Below are 17,999 nucleotides of genomic sequence, written 5' to 3'. Positions count from 1 at the left end.
TGTCAGGTACGGCACCCCCGCGTCAGGAGCGGCTCCAGCGGTCCATGTTCCAGGTGACGGTCGACTGCGCCGGGTTCGGGACGACGTTCCTGAGCGTCTCGTCCCACGCGCTGAGCCCCGGGTGCTGGAAGAGCGGGATGGTGGCCAGGTCGCTCCAGAGCCGCTTCTCGATCTCGCCGATGATCGGGTTCTGGGCGCCCAGGTCCACCGTGGAGTTCAGCCTCGCGATGAGACGGTCGACCCGCTGGCTGGAGTAGCAGCCGTTGTTGTTGCCCTTGTTGCGGGCGTCGCACTTCTCCGGTGAGGTGAAGTTGGAGGCCCAGCCGCTGACCAGCGACGATCCCGACCAGGCGAACAGCGCCACGTCGTAGCCGTTGGTCGGCATGACCGTGCCGAGGAAGTCCTCGGACCCCTTGTCGACGACCTTGAACCCGGCCTTGTTGCAGGAGTCGATGATGAGCTGCACCGCCGCGGTACGGCGCGGGTTCGGGGTCTGGTAGCCGATGCTCACCTCCAGCCCGATCTTCCCCGCCCGCCTCAGCAGCGCCCTGGCGCCCGCTATGTCCTGCCGCGTGTACGCGTCCGCGCTGCCGCTGGCCGCGACGACCTCGGCACTGTTGGCCTGGAAGGGGGCGACGGTACGGACCTGCAGCGGCACGGCCGCGGGCGCGACCGGCTTGACCAGCTGGTCGACGATGCGCTGGCGGGGCACGCACCGGGCGAACGCCTCGCGCAGCCGGGCGTCCCGGAACGGGCTGGAGTCGAAGTTGAAGTCCAGGTGCTCGTAGGTGTAGCGGTCGAAGACGCTGACCCGCACGCCGCTCAGGGACTGCAGCTGCTGCAGCACGTCCGGCCCCGGCTGCGGCTCGACGATCTGGACCTCGCGGTTCTGCAGCGCCTGGGCCTGCTCGTCGAGGGTGATGAAGCGCTCGACGATCGTCGGGGTGGCGGCCGGGGTGCCCCACCACCGGTCGTTGGCGACCAGGGTCAGCCGCTGCCCGGCGTCGAGCTTCGAGAGCTTGTACGGGCCGGAGGAGGGGATCAGCTCGGCGTCGGGCAGCCTGCCGTCGGAGACCCAGCCGTCGTTGAAGAACCTGATGCCCTTCTCGAGCCTGCCCGCGTCGGTGTCCCTGACCGCCGCGATGAACTCCTCCTCCGACAGGCCGTCCCGGGCGGCGACCACGTGGGCCGGCAGCATCTCGGTCGCGCCGGGGCCGCCCGCCACCCAGTCCGCGAACGGCTTGTCGTAGACCAGGTCGAACGTCCTGCCACCGGCGCGGCAGTCGGGGACCCGGGTGTCCTGGACGCCGTTGGTGTCGGCGGAGGCGAATCCCCTGACCTTGCCGGACCGGAACGCCCACCACAGCATGACGTCGTCGCAGTCGATCGGGGTGCCGTCCGACCAGACGGCCCTGTCGTCGATGGTGTACCGGACCGTGAGCGGGTCGTCGGAGATCTTCCGGTAGTTCCCGAAGTCCCGGTCGGGGGTGATCGCGCCCCTGTCGCCGTAGAACCAGAAACCGGTCAGCACCCGCTGCAGCGGGGCGAAGTTGCGGGTGGCGTTCTCCGCGGTGGTGTTGTTGTTGTACGAGTGGAACTCCTGCTCGTACGCGTAGGTGATGGTCTCGACCGGGGGGGCCTGCTCCGGGCCGGAGCTCGCCGGGGTCCGCTCCGGGTCCGGGTCCGGGCCGGCGCAGGCGCCCAGCAGGAGCGCGGCGCCCGCCAGCAGCACCGGCACCCCGCCGGGCCTTCGTGCGTGGAACACGGCACCACCCCTTCGATCAGCGGATCTCCGGTCGCCCCCGTGCCGGTCGAGCGGAGCCGGGTCCGGACGCCCCCTCGTGGTCGTGGGCGTCGTCCCGGGACCGGGTCCGCGCCCGCCCGTTGCCCCGTCGGACGCGATTCCCTCTGAGCGAGAATAGGAAAAACATAACCTTTGAGCGAATTAAGCCAATATGCGAGATGGCAGGGACCTTCCCACCATTCTCCGCGTCCGGGGCGAACGCGGGCGTCCCTGGCCCGATCCTTGCGGACATTGGCGCTCGGGCCACTCGTGGCGCGACGGGCACGCCGCCGATGATGAGGCGCATGAGAACGACTCTTCAGCCGGGCCGCGGGCTGCACCGCGCCTGGATCGTGGCGGCGGTCGCCTTCGTCGCCATTCTCGGCGCGGCCGGTTTCCGCGCCACCCCCGGGGTGCTGATCACACCGTTGCAGGAGGAGTTCGGCTGGTCGCGGGGCACGATCTCGCTCGCCGTCTCGGTCAACCTGATGCTCTACGGGCTGATCGCGCCCTTCGCCGCGGCGCTGATGGACCGCTTCGGCATGCGCAGGGTGGTGACGTACGCGCTGCTGCTGGTCGCCGCGGGCAGCGGGCTCACCATCTGGATGGACGCGCCCTGGCAGCTCCTGATGTGCTGGGGGGTCATGGTCGGCCTGGGGACCGGCTCCATGGCGCTGGTCTTCGCCGCCACCCTCACCGAGCGCTGGTTCGTCCGCCACCGCGGCCTGGTCACCGGCGTGCTCACCGCCGCGGGCGCCACCGGCCAGCTGGTCTTCCTGCCTCTGCTCGCCCACCTGGCCGAGGGCAGCGGGTGGCGGACGGCCGCGCTCACCGTCGCCCTGTGCGCCCTCGTCGTGGTCCCGCTGGTCTGGTTCCTGCTGCGGGACCGGCCCGAGGACGTGGGGACCACCGCCCTGGGGGCCGACCCCGCCGCGCCGCCGCCCGCCCGGCCCGCACCGGGCACCCGGCCGGGCAACGCGGCCTCGCGCGCCCTCGGCGTGCTCCGGAGCGCGGCCCGGACGCGCCCCTTCTGGCTGCTCGCCGGGGGGTTCGCGATCTGCGGGATGAGCACCAACGGCCTGGTGGGCACCCACTTCATCCCCGCCGCCCACGACCACGGCATGGCCCAGCCGGTCGCCGCCGGGCTGCTCGCGCTGATCGGGATCTTCGACGTGGTCGGCACCGTCGCGTCCGGCTGGCTGAGCGACAGGATCGACTCGCGCCTGCTGCTGGGCGCCTACTACGGGCTGCGCGGCCTGTCGCTGCTGGCCCTGCCGAGCCTGTTCGGGGACAGCGCCGAACCCAGCATGCTCGTCTTCATCGTCTTCTACGGCCTCGACTGGGTGGCCACGGTCCCGCCGACGGTGGCGCTCTGCCGCCAGATCTACGGTCCCGACGGGGGAGTGGTGTTCGGCTGGGTCTTCGCCTCGCACCAGATCGGCGCGGCGGTCGCCGCGACCGCGGCCGGGATCACCCGCGATCAATTCGGCGCCTACGACCTCGCCTGGTACGCCGCCGGAGCGCTCTGCCTGGCCGCCGCGGTCATGTCGCTGGCCATCGCCCGCCGGCGGTCCGGCGACCACGCGGGCGGCCCCGACGCAGGGCCCGGCGACCCTGAAGGACGGCCCGGTGGCCCTGTCGTACGGCCCGGTGACGCGAGCGTGCGGCCCGACGGTCCGGACGGGCGGCCCGGCGACCCTGTCGTACGCTCAGCGGGGCATCCTGACGATGTCGGCGAGCACGCCGCCCTGCGGGGTGAGCCGCTGCGCTGACGGGCTGTCGTGGACCACCAGGAGGCGGTCGCCGTCGAGCACGGTGATCCCCTCCGGGTGGTCGCAGCCGTCGCCGTACGGCAGGTCGCCGACCGGCACCGGCTCGTGCAGGACGGACGGCTCGTCCAGCGGGTCCCAGCGCAGCAGGCGCACCGGTCCGTCCAGGCTCATGGTCGGCCCGGCCAGGATCAGCAGCCCGTCCCGGTACGGGCACATGTCGCGCACGCCGAGCCCGCCCAGGTCGAGGAAGTGCGTCCGGTACGGTCCGCCGTCGATGCCGGCCAGCCGCAGGAAGCCCGGACGCCCCGGATCGCTCTCCGGCCGGATCTCCAGGACCGTGGCCCAGCCGCGCAGCACCGGGCCGCGCAGGCCGACGAACAGCCGCCCGCCCAGCACGGCGACGCCCTCGACGTCCAGGCCGTTGTCCTTGCTGGGGATCGACACGAACGGGCCCAGGTGCGGATCGCCGGCCAGCAGGTCGGCCAGGTTGCGGCCGGGACCCGACAGGATCTCCGCCCTGCGGCTGCCGTCCTCGCGGACCGGGGTGGCCCCGACGAGCGGCAGCCGTACCAGGATGAAGCGGTTCTCCTCGCGCACCACGGTGGCGAGGCGGCGGCGGGCCTTGTGCGGCGGATGCCCCCGCTTGATCCGCCTGCGCTTGAGGCTGTGCGACCCGATCGCCCACAGCCAGCCGTCCGCCCGGCCCAGCCCCTCGATGTCGGCCTCCTCCTCGCGCCCGGCGGGCAGGTCCACGAAGTCGGCGAGGAAGAAGGTGCGCTGGTCGTCGTAACGGCCGCCGCGGAACGCCAGGTGCTCGACGGTGGCGGTCTCGTCACCGGCCAGCCAGAGCCCCAGGGCGTCGGTGCGCACCGCGGACAGGTTGGTGTGCGTCCTCGCCTCGCGTGAGGAGGCGTCGAACCTGATCTCCACCTGGCGTTCCACGAACATTCCGGAATCATCGCAGCATGGTCCGGCCGACGGGGAGGAAGGCACTCGTTCCCGAAGTGTGATGGGGATCCCACGCGAGAAAACCGGATTTGTCGTACGCTCCCGATCGTGCTCGATGGGTTGGGTGGGACTCAGGGGGCCCGGGAGACGGGTTCCACGCCGACGTACGCGACCGCCGACGCGGACACCTCGGAGCTGCCGAGGGTCGCCGCGGAGATCCCCCGCAGGACGCCGTCCCCGCAGATCCCGGCCGTTAAGCGGTCCCGCATCGGTGACCTGCCGATGCGCGTGATCTACCGCGCCCTGGCCGTGGGCGCCGCGGTGCTCGCCGTCGCGGTCGCGGCCGTGGTCGGCTTCCTGATGTCGGGCACCCCAGATCAACCGGGCGAGGAGCGAACGGGGCAGATCGCCGCGCCATCTGCCGCGCCGCCCTCGCCCGGTCCGGCCACCACCGGGCCCGTCTCGCCGGAGCCGTCCGCGCCGGTGTCGGCCTCCGCCTCGGGGTCGGCGTCCCCGTCGGCCTCGGGATCCCCCTCGGCCTCGGCGAGCCCGTCGGCGTCCGCGTCGCCCACGGCGTCGTCCTCGTCCTCGTCCTCGTCCTCACCGTCCGGTTCGGCCGTGTCTCCGGACCGCAGTGCCGTCATCGCGGCCCTCGCCGACCCCCGGGTGCCCGAACTGCCCCGCGACAAGAAGCTGGGCCGCCTCCCCGGCGCGGCGGACGCGGGCAAGCGCCGTCTCAACGACCGCCGGTCGGGTGTCTCGCTGGCCCGCCTGGACAAGCCCTGGAAGGTCTTCGGCGCCTCGCCGTTCTCCACCAGGCAGGTGCTGCCCAAGGTGAAGGGGGCGGCCCACCGGGCGATGCTGGTGACCTGCCCGGTGCCGATCCTGGTGCAGCAGGAGACCAAGGACACCGCCCTGCTGGCGGCCCGGTGGACGCTCAACCACCACCCCAAGGGCGGAAAGATCACCTGGACGGCCTCGCAGCCGATCAAGGACGGCTGGTTGCTCGCCTACCGGGTGAAGTACGAGCGCAAGGGCAAGGCGCGCTCCTCCATGGCGGCCGTCGCGGTGACCGAGGGATCCGCGTCCAAGCCGGGGATGCTCTTCGTGACGATCCCCGACACCCAGAAGAAGCACTGGCGCGCCATCAACACCGCGGTCTCCTCGCTCAGATTGAAGTGAGCCCGGCCGGGGCAGGATTCGCCTTGTCCGCGTGACCAGGTGAAATTCGGGGGGATTTCACGGCCGGTCGCCTCGCCGCCGTACGCGCGGCGGTCCTCGTCCGCTCACAGCACCCCGATCGCAGCAGCCCGCTCGCCGGAGCTCGCTCGTCGGGGCTCGCTCACCGGAGTCCGCCGGGGCCGCGTGACGGGGGCCGCGCGACGGAGCCCGGTCGCCGGACGCATCGCCGGGCGCCCGTCCGGCACGTCCCCCCGGGTCGTCGAGGGGGAAGTCGTGAAGCGACCGGCGTCTCAGCAGCCGTCCAGCCGGCCGTTCCGGCAGCGCAAAGGGCCGGGCCGGTGGCCGTCCGGCGAGACGGGCCGCCAGAGGGACGGCGACAGGGGCGAGGAGGGCAGCGGCTCCAAGCCCTGGAGGTCCGAGGGCCTGCCCGACCGCTCGTCCGCCCCGCAGCGCCCGCGCATCAGCTGGCCGCGCTTCCTGCTGACGCTGGCCGTCGTCTACGCGGCCTTCTTCGTGGTCTCCTCGTTCTTCGACGACGTCACCGAGCCGATCTCCTACACCGAGTTCACCCGGCAGGTACGGGCGGCCAACGTCAAGGACCTCTACGCCACGGGCCCGTCCATCCAGGGCACCCTCAGGAAGCCCGCCCGCGACCCCGACAGCGACGACAAGCAGTACGACCGGTTCTCCACCGAGCTGCCGGTCTTCGCCGACGAGGACGAGCTCTACCGCCGGCTCACCGCGACGGGGGTGAACATCAGGGCCGAGCCCGTCGGCGGCGACCGGGGTTTCCTGGTGAACCTGCTGCTCTCCCTGTTCCCGGTGCTGCTGCTGGCCGGGTTGTGGATCTGGTTCATGCGGCGCGCGGCGGCCGGTGCCATGGGCGGCGGGGTGGGCGGTCTCGGCGGTCTCGGCAGGTCGAAGTCGGCCAAACCGGTGGAGCAGGACAGGGTCCGGGTCGACTTCGACGACGTGGCCGGCATCGACGAGGTCGAGAACGAGGTCGCCGAGGTGGTCGACTACCTCAAGGACCCCGACAAGTACCGCAGGCTCGGGGCGAAGCTGCCCAAGGGCGTGCTGCTCGCCGGTCCGCCCGGCACCGGCAAGACCCTCCTCGCCCGCGCCGTGGCGGGCGAGGCGGACGTGCCGTTCTTCTCGGCGAGCGCGTCGGAGTTCATCGAGATGATCGTGGGGGTGGGCGCCTCGCGGGTGCGCGAGCTGTTCGAGGAGGCCCGCAAGGTCGCCCCGTCGATCATCTTCATCGACGAGATCGACGCGATCGGCCGGGTACGCGGCGGCAGCACCATCGGCGGCCACGACGAGCGCGAGCAGACGCTCAACCAGATCCTCACCGAGATGGACGGCTTCACCGGCTCCGAGGGCGTCATCGTGATCGCCGCCTCCAACCGGGCGGAGGTGCTCGATCCGGCGCTGCTGCGGCCCGGCCGGTTCGACCGTACCGTCGTGGTCTCCGCACCGGACGCCGACGGGCGGCTGGCGATCCTGCGGGTGCACAGCCGCGGCGTGCCGCTCGCCGGGGACGTGCACCTGGAGCGGCTCGCCAGGACCACCCCGGGCATGACCGGCGCGGACCTGGCCAACCTCGTCAACGAGGCCGCGCTGCTCGCCGCCAAGCGGGGCAACGAGAAGGTGCACTCCGCCGACTTCGCCGACGCGCTGGAGAAGATCCTGCTCGGTGCGGCCCGCGCCGTCGTGATCCCGCAGGACGAGCGGAGACGGACCGCCTACCACGAGGCGGGCCACGCGCTGCTCGGCATGCTCCAGCCGGGTGCCGACCCGGTCAGGAAGGTCTCGATCATCCCGCGCGGACGGGCGCTGGGCGTCACCCTCTCCACGCCCGACACCGACCGGTACGCCTACGACGAGAGGCACCTGCGGGAACGGATCGTCGGTGCCCTCGGCGGCATGGCGGCCGAGCAGATCGTCTACGGCGTCGTGACCACCGGCTCGGAGAGCGACCTGGAACAGGTCACCGTGATCGCCCGCGGCATGGTCGGCCGCTGGGGCATGTCCGCCAGGATCGGCCCGCTGACCGTCCTGCCCGAGTCCGCCGACGGCCGGCCCACCGCGGCGCCGGACACCCTCGCCACCGTGGACCAGGAGGTCCGGCGCATCGTGGACGAGTGCTACGAGGTCGCCCTCGCGGTCCTGGGGGAGAACCGCGACCGCCTGGACGGCATCGCCGCCGCGCTGCTGGAGAACGAGACCCTGGGCGAGGCCGAGGCGTACGACGCCGCGGGCCTCCCGCGCCGCCCGGCTCCGGACCCCATGTCCCCGCCCCCGCCCCGGCGGCTCCCGATCCCGCCGGGCCGTCCCCCTTCGCCCCCTGTGTGAGCCGCGCTCTTCGCGGAGCCTGGGTGGGCGGGTGCTTCGCGGAGCCGTGGGGGGTGCTTCATGGAGCTGGGTGGGCCGGTGCTTCGCGGAGTTCGGGTGAGCCGCGCTGTTCGTGGAGCCCAGGTGGCCGCGCTGTTCATGGACCCGGCTGGGCCGCGTGTCTCGTGGAGGCACGTCCTGTCCGTGGCGGTTCGTGCAGGCGCGTCCCGTCCGTGGCGGGGGGACCGGCGAGGCCGCGCTAGGCTCGACCGGCGTGACCCAGATCGTGCTCGCTTCCGCCTCACCCGCCCGTCTCGCCCTGCTGCGCAGTGCCGGGCTGGATCCCAAAGTGATCGTCAGCGGCGTGGACGAGGCCGCCGTCACCGCCGACAGCCCGGCCGAGCTCTGCCTCGCGCTGGCCCGCGCCAAGGCCGCGGTGGTGGCCGGAAACCTGTCCGACGGCCTGGTCGTCGGCTGCGACTCCGTGCTCGAACTCGACGGCCGGGCCTACGGCAAGCCGTCCTCTCCCGAGGAGGCCGTCGCCCGCTGGCACGGTATGCGAGGGCGCGAGGGCCGCCTGCTCACCGGACACTGCGTGATCGACGTGGTGAACGGGCGCGAGGCGGCGGACGTGGGCGCCACGACCGTACGCTTCGGCACGCCCGACGACGACGAGATCGCCGCCTACGTCGCCACGGGAGAGCCCCTCCACGTGGCGGGGGCCTTCACCCTGGACGGTCGCGGCGGCTGGTTCGTCGAGGGCATCGACGGCGACCACGGCAACGTCCTGGGCCTGTCCCTGCCCCTGCTCCGCCGTCTCCTCGCCACCCTCGGGGTCCCCGTGCCCACCCTGTGGCGCTGAGCCCGGCCGGTGCGGGCCGCGCGACCTCGCCCGGGCGTGGCGAGACCCGGCCCGGCCGACGGGATCTGGCCTGGGCTCGGTGAGATCCGACCCGAGCCCGACGAGACCTGATCCGGGCCGGTGGGATCTGATGCGAGTCCGACGGGACCTGATCCGGGCCGGTGGGATCCGGCCCAGGTCCGGCCGGGGCTTTCGTCATGGACGGTTCGGGGGAGGGACAAGGCGGCGCGCTGTCACCTACCGCGTCCGAGCCCGATAATCTTCCGCCATGGGTCATTTCCGCTCCTTTCTGGACGGCATCGGGTTCTTCTTCCAGGGAGTGCGCTGGGTGGCGCGCTACCCGCGCTGGTGGTTGTTCGGGCTGATCCCGGCTCTGATCGCGTTCGCCCTCTACGCGGCGGCCCTCTACCTCCTCGGCACGAACGCGCTGGAGATCGCCGCCTGGGGCACGCCGTTCGCCGAGGGGTGGGACGAATCGGCCCGGACCGCGCTGCGCGCGGTGATCGGGCTGGCGCTCTTCGGGGCGGGACTGGTCCTGTCCGTGGTGACCTTCACCGCGGTCACCCTCATCGTGGGCGACCCGTTCTACGAGAAGCTCTCGGAGAAGGTGGAGGGGACCTACGGGGAGGTGCCGACCGGTCACGAGCTTCCGCTGTGGAAGTCCATCCCCCGATCCATCAGGGACAGCCTGGTCACTCTCGGATGGTTGCTGCTCTTCACTGTGCCGCTGTTCTTCCTCGGTTTCATACCGGTGGTCGGGCAGACGGTGGTGCCGGTCCTGGGTGCGCTGGTGTCGGGTTTCTTCCTCACCGTCGAGCTGACCACACTGGCCCTGGAACGCAGGGGGATGGCACGCAAGCGCCGGTTCGGCCTGCTCCGGGGGAACAAGGCTCCCGCCCTCGGTTTCGGGGTGCTGCTCTTCCTGCTCTTCCTCATCCCGTTCGTCGCGGTCATCGCGATGCCCGCCGCCGTGGCCGGCGCGGCCATCATGGTCCGTAACCGCCTGGCACCGTCCGCGCCCGCGACCGGAACGGCGGGAGCGGCCGGAGGAGACCGGCGTGCGGACCCGCTCACGAACCCGCGTGTGGACCCACGGGTGAATCCTGGTACGGACAGGGGCGTCTGAGAAGGCCCTTCTTTCCGGCTGTGGAAAACCGGGCGTTGTCCACAGAATGAGATTCGGCCCGATGGGGAGGGCCGGCGTCCGGGAGGCTGCGGCCATGACAACGGACAGCACGCCACCGGCCTCGCCCGAGCCGACGCCCCCGCACCCCGCACCCTCCCCGCGACCCGCGCGCCCCTCACGACCTGCCCGCTCCTCACGATCCGCCCGTTCCTCGGAGTCCGCGGACCCCTCACGATCCGCGAACCCCTCACGAGCCACGGGTCCTTCACGATCGACGCGGGCTTCGCGGCCGGTGCCCTCCCCAAGGCCCCAGCCGCATCCCTCGAAACCCGGGGACCCGCCGCGACCAGCGGCCTCCCCGCGGCCCGCAAGGGCTTCGGCGTCACCGCCGCCACGGCTCATGCTCGGCTCCACCGAGGACGTCCTGGGGGCCGTTCCCTACCTGCTGGGGTTCCATCCGGCCGAGAGCCTCGTCGTCATCGGCCTCACCGGCGGCCCGGCGACGAGCAGGCTGCACCTCACCGTCCGATGGGATCTGCCGCTGCCGCCCGACGGGCTCGGCCAGGTCGTCCCCCTCTTCAGGAAGGAGGGGGTGACCGAGGTCGTCGTGGTCGGGTACGGCCCCGGCCCTCTGGTCACCCCGGCCGTCGACGCGGCCGTGGCGCTCTTCCGCGCGGGGAGGCTGACCGTCGTCGACGCGCTCCGGGTGGAGCAGGGCCGCTACTGGTCGTACGGCTGCTCGCGGAGCGACTGCTGCCCGGTCGACGGCACGCCCTACGAGCGGCGTGCCGGCGCGGTGGCCGCCGAGGCGACCCTGCAAGGGCTGGTCGCCCTTCCGGACCGGCGGACCTTGGAGCGCTCGCTCGATCCGGTGACCGGCTCCGAGCGGGCGGCCATCCGTGAGGCGACAGCCCGCGTCACGCGGGAGATGCGCGACAGGCTCGCCGGGTGCCGCGACGCCGACGGGTTCGCGGCGGAGTTCGTCGCGGACGGCATGGCCAGGGTCCGTGAGGCGATCGCCGTCCACGCCTCGGGCGGACGGCTCGACGACGACCAGGCGGCCCGGCTGGGGCTCGACCTGGCGGTGATCAGGATCCGGGACGAGGCATGGGCGCTGATCACCGATGACGACCACGACGTCCACCTCAAGCTGTGGCACGACCTCACCCGGCGCCTGGAGCCGAGGTTCGTGCCACCGGTCGCCTCGCTGCTCGGCCTGGTCGCCTGGCGCCGAGGCGACTCCGCGCTCGCGGGCGTCGCCCTCGGCCGGGCGCACGACGCCGACCCCGGTTACTCCATGGCGAACCTGCTCCTGCACGCCATCCGCACGCTGGTCCCGCCGCATGCCCTCAACGACAGGATGCCCAGCCCGGAGGACCTCGACCAGGAGATGGGCGTTCCCAGGATGGCCTGGCTGCTGCCGATGGCCGTGTTGCTCGACGATACCGGCGGCCCAGGCCGCAGGGCCGTGACCGCCGGTGTGCCGGCTCAGCCTTCCGCGCGCCGCTGACGTTCGTTGTAGGCCCTCATCCGAGCCGGATAACCGGTCAGTTGAACGTCGTAGACGGGCAGGGACAGGCCGCGTGCCACCTTGCCGATCACCGCGGGGGAGCCGACCCGTCGCCGGGTCCACTCACCGTCGTCGGCGACGGCCACCGCCGTGGTGTCCGTCGCGAACGTCTCGGGTTCGACGTAGAACTCCACACCGCGACGCGACTTCGCGAAGGCGATGAGCGCCTCGATGTCGGCGTCGGTCGCCTCGCGATCGAACTTGGCGATCTTCGGCCCGCGCAGGCGCCTCAACCCATAGCGATCTCGCCATCTCATGTCTCCCTGTATACCTCTCCTGCTTGTTCCCCGGCACGAATGCCAGGGGTGCGTCTCAGGGGCCTATGGGGGTTCATCCTGATGTGCCGAGGCGACAATCCGGGCCAGTATCGAAAGGGAAGAGGCGACGAAAGGGTATCGGTCTCATGGCAGGCACAGTGACACCAGCGGGCCCGGGGCACGGGAGAGTGCCGGTGGCGGGTCTGCGACCCGATCACCCCACACTCCGGGTGGGCAACCAGGATCGTGAGCAGGTGGTCGAGCACGTCAAGACCGCCTATGCGGAGGGAAGGCTCGACAGGATCGAATTCGAGGACCGGCTGGAGCGGGCGATGACGGCCCGCGTGCACGGCGACCTGATTCCGATCATGAACGAGCTGTACGGCGGGCATCCGGCACACCCTGTCCTCTACCCGCCCGTCGACGGCCGGTCGGCGTTCATGCGTCAGGGAGGCATGGTCGGACGGGGAGAGACGGGTGGGGAGCGTCTGGGCGCGGCCCTGGCACACCTGCTTCCGCTGGCGGGCCTGCCAGTCCTCGGGCCGCTGGTCCTGATGTTCACCGCGGGAAAGAACTCGCCCTACGTCCGCGCCCACTCGGTGGAGGCTCTCAACTTCCAGCTGACGTTGATCGCGGTGACCGTGTTGCTGGTCGCGACGATCGTGGGCGCGGTGCTGACCCCCCTGCTCTGGATCGGCGGCGTGGTCCTGTCGGTGATCGGCGGGGTCGCGGGAGCGAGTGACGGCGACTTCCGCTACCCCTTCACGGTGCGCCTGGTGAAGTGAGTCCGGCACACCGCGCCCGTGCCGGGGGGGCGGGGAACGGCCGACCGGCCGGTCATCTGCCGGGGCCTGGGGGCCTGAGGGGCGGGGGCCTGGGGCAGGGGTATGCCCCCCACGGGAGGGGGCCGTCGGGGGCGGGTCGTCAGAGCATGAGGGAGCGGACCATCTCCACGGTGTCGGCCTGGTCGGCCGTCTTGTCGGAGCGGTAGCGGATGACCCTGGCGAAGCGCAACGCCACACCGCCGGGGTAGCGGCTGGAGCGCTGCACGCCGTCGAAGGCGATCTCGACGACGAGCTCGGGACGAACGGTGACCGTCCACCCGTCGGTCGGGCCCTCCGCGATGGCGAGGAGGCGTTCGGTCTGCCAGGCGAGCAGCTCGTCGGTCAGTCCCTTGAAGGTCTTGCCGAGCATGACGAATCCGCCGGTCTCCGGGTCCCGGGCGCCCAGGTGCAGGTTGGAGAGCAGGCCCTCGCGGCGGCCGCTGCCCCACTCGACGGCCAGGACGACGAGGTCGAGCGTGTGCCGGGGTTTCACCTTGATCCAGCCGGCCCCGCGCCGTCCGGCGGCGTAGGGCGTCAGCAGCGACTTGACCACCACGCCCTCGTGCCCGCTCCTGACCGCGTCCTTGAAGAACGTCTCGCCGTCGGCGACGTCGGCGGTGACCAGGCGGGGGGTCATCAGCTCGGGAGGCACGGCCCGGGCCAGGGCGGCATGGCGCGCCTCGCCGGGCAGGTCGAGCAGGTCGGCGCCGTCGGCCCGTAGCGCGTCGAAGAAGAAGACGCTCAGCGGGACCCTCTCGCGGGCACGCTGCACGTCCGTGCGGCTGGACACGCGACCGGAGGTGACCTGGAAGGGCTCGGGGCGGCCGTCGGCGCGCATCGCGAGGACCTCGCCGTCCAGCACCAGATCGGACGAGGGCAGCGCGCCGACCGCCTCGACGAGCTCGGGCACCTGCGCGGTGATGTCGTCCAGCGTCCGGGTGAAGACCGAGACCCGGTCGCCCGCACGGTGCGCCTGGATCCTGACACCGTCGAGTTTCCACTCGACCGCGGCGGGCCCGCCGAGCTTGTCGAACGCGGCCTCGATGGAGACGGCGCTCTGGGCGAGCATCGGCGACACCGGCCGGCCGACCTCCAGGTGGAAGGCGCGCAACGCCTCGATCCCGCCGCTCAGCGCGGCGGCGCCGACGGCGGGCAGCCAGCCGCGGAGCATCAGGGCCCGCCTGACCTCGGCCGCGGGCACCCCGGCCGCCTTCGCGACGGCCTCGATCATCACACCCTCGAGCGCGCCCTGTCGCAGCTCGCCCTGCAGCAACCGCGTCAGGAAGAGCTGCTCCTGGCGGGTCAGGGAACCGAACAGCTCGGCGAGCAGCGCCTTGCGCGCGCCCTGTGAGCCGGGCCCGGTCAGTGCCTTGACCCGGTCGAGGCGGTCGTGGACCTCGCGGAGTGTGGCGGTGGCGGCCAGCCGCGGCTCGGGCGGGTCCTGCAGGCTTCTCCAGCCCACGCCGACGTTGCGCTGCGGCAGCTCGCCGGAGAGGTAGGCGATGGCGATCTCCGCCTCGTCCGGCTCGACCCGGCCGAGCAGCTCCGCCAGGTGGGCGATCTTCGCCAGCCGGGCGGAACCGGCGGTCACGGCCGCAGAGGTGCGTGCGAGATCGATCAACAACACATGGGCCAGCCTAAGAGCTGCGGGCGACATTTCGGTGAGGTCGGGCCCTGCTTTTTCCGAGTCGTCCCGCCGCGCCGCCCGAGGTCGGCGGGGACGTACCGGGGAGGGAAGGCGCGCGAACAGGGGCCCGGAACGCGCAGGGCCGCCCCCCCGTCGGGGGAGCGGCCCGTGCGTGCCGTTCGCGAACCCGGGGCGTCAGCTCACGCCGAGCAGGTCCACGACGAAGATGAGCGTCTCGCCCGGCTTGATGCGGTTGCCCGCGCCGGCGTTGCCGTAGCCCAGGTGCGGCGGGATGGTGAGGCGGCGGCGGCCGCCGACCCTCATGCCCGCGACACCCTGGTCCCAGCCCGCGATGACCCGGCCCCCGCCCAGCGGGAACTGGAAGGTGTCACCCCGGTTCCACGACGCGTCGAACTCCTCGCCCGTCGAGAAGGCGACGCCGACGTAGTGCACGGTGACCTGCTGCCCCGGCGTGGCCTCCGGGCCGTCCCCTACGACGATGTCGACGATCTCCAGCTCCGACGGCGGGGTGCCCTCCGGAAAGTCGATCTCCGGCTTCTCCAGTGCCACGTGTCTCTCCTCGGTTGGGTGCGCGCCGGTCGGTTTCCGGCTGCCGGACGACTCTACGGGGTCCGGGACCACCAGGGGGGACAGGGGGACGGAGTGGCACTCGCGTCGCGCACGCGGGCCCGCGCCGCGGGCCAGGGCCGGCGGCGGATGCGGAACCGCGGAGAGACGTCAGGGAGCGCTCTCTGAATCAGAGAGTGACGCTGTCACCGGCCGGTGTCAAGGACCCGTCCGTCCCGGTGGAACACAGAGGAAACGCGACCTTAATGTGACCTTCCTTCGATGGACCGCTCCGGATTCTCTCCGGTTCACTCCCTCGATGCCTTCTGAGCTGCTGAAACATCGAATGACCTTGGAGAGCGCTCTCCATCGGACGGGTGCCGAGTGGCCCCGTCGGGCCCGGGGGGCCGTTGACAGGTCCGGCGCTTGGTATCAATCTGCTCAGGGAGCGCTCTCTCCATGATCACTTATGAGAACCCTGGGAGGGTTCCATGCGTAACTCACGCCACCGGTTCCTCACCTCGATGGTCGCCGTCTCAGCCCTGGCCCTCGGCCTGACCGCCTGCGGCGGTGACAGCGGTGGCGGCGCCGGGAGCGGCGGGACGGCCTCCCAGCCGGCCGAGAAGATCAAGCTGACCGTCGGGCTGTTCAGCGACTTCCACTACGCGCCGCTGTACGAGGAGTTCAAGAAGACCCATCCCAACGTGGAGATCGTGGAACGCCGGGCGCAGTTCAACGACCACCACACCAACCTCATCACCCAGCTGACCACCGGCGCGGGAGCCGCCGACGTGGTCGCGGTCGAGGGCGGCTACATCGGCGCCTTCACGCCGGTGCCCGCCAAGTTCCACAACCTCAAGGAATACGGCCTGGACAAGCGGCAGGGCGAGTACCTGGACTGGAAGTGGAAGCTGGGCGTCTCCAACGACGGCTCCTCGCTGATGGGACTGGGCACCGACGTCGGCGGCCTGGCCATGTGCTACCGCCCCGACCTGTTCAAGAAGGCCGGTCTGCCCACCGAGCGCGACGAGGTGTCGGCGCTCTGGCCCACCTGGGACGCCTACGTCGAGACCGGCAAGAAGTTCGTCGACGCCAAGGTCGAGGGCGCCAAGTTCACCGACGCCCCCGGTGAGCACTTCCGCGCCATGGTCGAGCAGGCCCCCGTCGGGTTCTACGACGCCCAGTACAACATCGTCGCCGCCACCAACCCCGAGGTGCGCAAGGCGTACGACATGTCCGTGAAGATCATCGACAGCGGGCTGTCGGCCGAGCTCGCCGCGTTCACGCCGCCGTGGAACACCGGGATCGCCAAGGGCACCTTCGCCACCATGGTCTGCCCCGCCTGGAAGACCGGCACGATCAAGGACCAGAAGCCCGGGGAGGGCACCTGGGACATCGCCGCGGTGCCCGGGGGCGGCGGCAACCAGGGCGGTACCCACCTGATGCTGCCCAAGCAGGGCAAGCACCCCAAGGAGGCCGCGGCGCTGATCGACCTGCTGACCAGCAAGGAGAGCCAGATCAAGCTCTTCAAGGAGGCCAGCGCGCTGCCCTCGCTGCCCGCGCTGTACGACGACCCGGCCGTGAAGGACTACGTCAACCCGTACTTCGGCAACGCGCCGATCGGCAAGATCTTCACCGACGCGGCCAAGGCGCTCAAGCCCCAGCCCGCGGGTCCCAAGGCCGGTGACGTCCTGCTGGCGTTCAACAACGGCCTGCAGCGCATCGAGCAGGGCAAGCAGAACGCCGAGGAGGCCTGGACCCAGGCGCTCAAGGACGTCAGCCGGATCAAGTAGTCCCGCTCCGGCCGGCCGGGCTCGCACCGGCCGGCCACCCGCCCGACGGATCCGGCCCCCGTCCGAGGTCCGGCACCCGCCCGACGGACCCGCCCGCCCGTCGGACGAGAAACCCGCCCGTCGGACGAGAGACCGCCGGACGGACGAGAGACCGCCGGACGGACGAGAGAACACCCGCCCGACGAACGAGAACACCCGTCCGACGGACCAGGACACCCGCCCGGCCGGCAACGGCCTGCCGGGTCCGCCGGGCGGGTGGAGACCGCCCCCGTCCGGCGCTCCGGGCGCCCGTCCCGGCGACGGCCCTCCCGTACCCGGCGAGCGGCCCGCCCCCGCCCCCCAACGACTCGCCGAAAGGAGCCGCCGTGGCCACCCGCGCTCCCGACCGCCTGGCGGCGGTCCCGCCGAACAGACCGGTGCGACCTCGCCGCAGCCTCCGCCGCCACCTGGTCCATCAGCTCGACGTCAAGGGCTCGCCGTACGCGTACGTGGCCCCGTTCTTCCTGCTGTTCTCCGCCTTCGGGCTGTTCCCGCTGGCCTACACCGCCTGGGTGAGCCTGCACGAGTGGACGCTGCTGTCGGACGAGCAGACCTTCGTCGGCCTGGACAACTTCCGCACGCTGCTCGCCGACGACTACTTCTGGAACGCCACCTTCAACACCCTGTCCATCGGGGTGCTCTCGACCGTGCCGCAGCTGCTGCTGGCCATCTGGCTGGCCCACCTGCTCAACCGGCCGCTGCGGGCCCAGACCTTCTTCCGCATCACGATGCTGCTGCCCAACGTGACCAGCGTGGTCGCCGTGGTGGTCATCTTCAGCCAGCTGTTCGGCCGGGACTTCGGCATGATCAACTGGATGCTCTCGCTCTTCGGGGTCGAGGGCGTCGCCTGGAACGAGGGCGTGCTGACCTCGCACTCCGCCATCTCCATCATGATCATGTGGCGGTGGACGGGCTACAACGCCCTGATCTTCCTGGCGGCCATGCAGGCCGTGCCGCGCGAGCTGTACGAGGCGGCCACCATCGACGGGGCCAGCGGGATGACCCAGCTCCGCAAGATCACCGTTCCGATGATCAGGCCCACGATCATCTTCGTCGTCATCACCTCGACGATCGGCGCCATGCAGATCCTCGCCGAGCCGCTGCTGTTCGGCTCGTACAGCATCTCCGGCGGGGCGGACCGGCAGTACCAGACGCTCGCGCTGCTCATCTACGAGAACTTCACCAAGCTCGACCTGGGCTACGCCTCTGCCATCTCCTGGATGATGTTCGTCTTCATCGTCGTGGTCGCGGGCGTCAACTACCTGCTCACCCGTCGCGCGAAGGGAGGGCTGACGTGAGCGCGCCCACCCCGAGC

Annotated in this window: 14 protein-coding genes; 9 read left to right on the top strand and 5 right to left on the bottom strand. The window is 71.7% G+C overall.

Annotation, left to right across the window (positions count from 1 at the left end; translation table 11 throughout):
• Positions 1 to 22: 22 nt before the first annotated feature.
• Positions 23 to 1,765, bottom strand: a complete 1,743-nt coding sequence (locus tag ACIBCT_RS10345; RefSeq protein ID WP_399187085.1) for an ABC transporter family substrate-binding protein — start codon at positions 1,763 to 1,765, stop codon at positions 23 to 25.
• A 323-nt stretch (positions 1,766 to 2,088) separates the two neighbouring features.
• On the opposite strand from ACIBCT_RS10345, the gene ACIBCT_RS10340 reads away from it, so the two are divergent.
• Entirely contained in the window at positions 2,089 to 3,555 is a 1,467-nt protein-coding gene (locus ACIBCT_RS10340) for an MFS transporter (RefSeq protein WP_399187084.1), read from the top strand.
• Here ACIBCT_RS10340 and ACIBCT_RS10335 read toward each other — a convergent pair.
• Positions 3,493 to 4,503: a DUF3616 domain-containing protein gene (locus tag ACIBCT_RS10335; RefSeq protein ID WP_399187083.1), complete on the bottom strand. Its 1,011-nt coding sequence runs from the start codon at positions 4,501 to 4,503 to the stop codon at positions 3,493 to 3,495. The genes ACIBCT_RS10340 and ACIBCT_RS10335 overlap by 63 nt on opposite strands.
• A 108-nt stretch (positions 4,504 to 4,611) precedes the next feature.
• Here ACIBCT_RS10335 and ACIBCT_RS10330 point away from each other — a divergent pair, with 108 nt between their 5' ends.
• From ACIBCT_RS10330 to ACIBCT_RS10310, 5 genes are all read left to right on the top strand, one after another.
• Positions 4,612 to 5,685 carry a hypothetical protein gene (locus ACIBCT_RS10330; RefSeq protein WP_399187082.1) on the top strand — a complete coding sequence of 358 codons (1,074 nt, stop codon included), beginning with the start codon at positions 4,612 to 4,614 and terminating at the stop codon, positions 5,683 to 5,685.
• Between the two features lie 273 nt (positions 5,686 to 5,958).
• A complete protein-coding gene (gene ftsH, locus ACIBCT_RS10325) occupies positions 5,959 to 8,040 on the top strand; it encodes an ATP-dependent zinc metalloprotease FtsH (RefSeq protein ID WP_399187081.1) in 2,082 nt (693 codons plus the stop codon).
• Between the two features lie 253 nt (positions 8,041 to 8,293).
• Positions 8,294 to 8,881 carry a Maf family protein gene (locus ACIBCT_RS10320; RefSeq protein ID WP_399187080.1) on the top strand — a complete coding sequence of 196 codons (588 nt, stop codon included), beginning with the start codon at positions 8,294 to 8,296 and terminating at the stop codon, positions 8,879 to 8,881.
• A gap of 268 nt (positions 8,882 to 9,149) precedes the next feature.
• Positions 9,150 to 10,007 carry an EI24 domain-containing protein gene (locus tag ACIBCT_RS10315; RefSeq protein WP_399187079.1) on the top strand — a complete coding sequence of 286 codons (858 nt, stop codon included), beginning with the start codon at positions 9,150 to 9,152 and terminating at the stop codon, positions 10,005 to 10,007.
• Between the two features lie 400 nt (positions 10,008 to 10,407).
• The gene (locus tag ACIBCT_RS10310) at positions 10,408 to 11,517 is read left to right on the top strand and encodes a DUF4192 domain-containing protein (protein WP_399187078.1); all 1,110 of its coding nucleotides are present in this window, start codon (positions 10,408 to 10,410) and stop codon (positions 11,515 to 11,517) included.
• Here ACIBCT_RS10310 and ACIBCT_RS10305 read toward each other — a convergent pair.
• On the bottom strand, positions 11,496 to 11,834 hold the full coding sequence (locus ACIBCT_RS10305) for a hypothetical protein (protein ID WP_399187076.1): 339 nt from the start codon (positions 11,832 to 11,834) through the stop codon (positions 11,496 to 11,498). The genes ACIBCT_RS10310 and ACIBCT_RS10305 overlap by 22 nt on opposite strands.
• A 194-nt stretch (positions 11,835 to 12,028) precedes the next feature.
• On the opposite strand from ACIBCT_RS10305, the gene ACIBCT_RS10300 reads away from it, so the two are divergent.
• Positions 12,029 to 12,619, top strand: coding sequence for a DUF1707 and DUF4870 domain-containing protein (locus ACIBCT_RS10300; RefSeq protein ID WP_399187075.1), 591 nt, complete (start codon positions 12,029 to 12,031; stop codon positions 12,617 to 12,619).
• A 139-nt stretch (positions 12,620 to 12,758) separates the two neighbouring features.
• Here the strand turns inward: ACIBCT_RS10300 and ACIBCT_RS10295 are convergent, their stop codons facing one another.
• The gene (locus ACIBCT_RS10295) at positions 12,759 to 14,285 is read right to left on the bottom strand and encodes an ATP-dependent DNA ligase (protein ID WP_399187074.1); all 1,527 of its coding nucleotides are present in this window, start codon (positions 14,283 to 14,285) and stop codon (positions 12,759 to 12,761) included.
• 195 nt (positions 14,286 to 14,480) lie between these two features.
• Positions 14,481 to 14,855, bottom strand: coding sequence for an FKBP-type peptidyl-prolyl cis-trans isomerase (locus tag ACIBCT_RS10290; protein ID WP_399187073.1), 375 nt, complete (start codon positions 14,853 to 14,855; stop codon positions 14,481 to 14,483).
• A 488-nt stretch (positions 14,856 to 15,343) separates the two neighbouring features.
• Here ACIBCT_RS10290 and ACIBCT_RS10285 point away from each other — a divergent pair, with 488 nt between their 5' ends.
• Positions 15,344 to 16,645 carry an extracellular solute-binding protein gene (locus ACIBCT_RS10285; RefSeq protein ID WP_399187072.1) on the top strand — a complete coding sequence of 434 codons (1,302 nt, stop codon included), beginning with the start codon at positions 15,344 to 15,346 and terminating at the stop codon, positions 16,643 to 16,645.
• A 365-nt stretch (positions 16,646 to 17,010) separates the two neighbouring features.
• Positions 17,011 to 17,982, top strand: coding sequence for a carbohydrate ABC transporter permease (locus tag ACIBCT_RS10280; protein WP_399187071.1), 972 nt, complete (start codon positions 17,011 to 17,013; stop codon positions 17,980 to 17,982).
• Positions 17,983 to 17,999: the final 17 nt, after the last annotated feature.

This window comes from Streptosporangium sp. NPDC050855 (assembly GCF_044456585.1).
GTDB lineage: Bacteria > Actinomycetota > Actinomycetes > Streptosporangiales > Streptosporangiaceae > Streptosporangium > Streptosporangium longisporum.
The sequence above is the reverse complement of the archived record's forward strand: the minus strand, read 5'-3'. Positions and strand labels throughout refer to the sequence as shown.